The sequence below is a fragment of the Pseudoalteromonas sp. GW168-MNA-CIBAN-0100 genome, from assembly GCF_040309225.1.
GTDB lineage: Bacteria > Pseudomonadota > Gammaproteobacteria > Enterobacterales > Alteromonadaceae > Pseudoalteromonas > Pseudoalteromonas arctica.
In genome coordinates this window covers 1-261 of the sequence record NZ_JBEOOL010000716.1, presented here as the reverse complement: position 1 = coordinate 261, position 261 = coordinate 1, and the positions used below count along the sequence as shown (strand labels likewise).

Sequence of the window (261 nt, the reverse complement as noted above, 5' to 3'; positions counted from 1 at the left end):
CTCACCTGCTTCATTTTTACCATCCCATGCAAAACGCACTGCACCTGCTGGTTGCGAGCCTAAATCTATAGTTCTAACTAACTGCCCAGACTCGTCTTCAATTCTAAGCTTTAAGCTTTCAACTGGCTTTTCGGCAACAACTGAGCCTCGTGCATCACCTGCTTCATTTAAATCTAACGTGTCAGACTCTAAAAGCGCCTGCTTACCTACTAATGTAGATGCTTGCAGTGCTGAGTTTGATGTCATTGATGCAGCTAAAGC

At 44.4% G+C, this 261-nt stretch carries 1 protein-coding gene; it reads right to left on the bottom strand.

What is annotated here, in order from left to right; all coding sequences use genetic code 11:
- On the bottom strand, positions 1 to 261 hold a 261-nt coding region (locus tag AAEY62_RS23145), incomplete at both ends, for a FlgD immunoglobulin-like domain containing protein (RefSeq protein ID WP_350636782.1).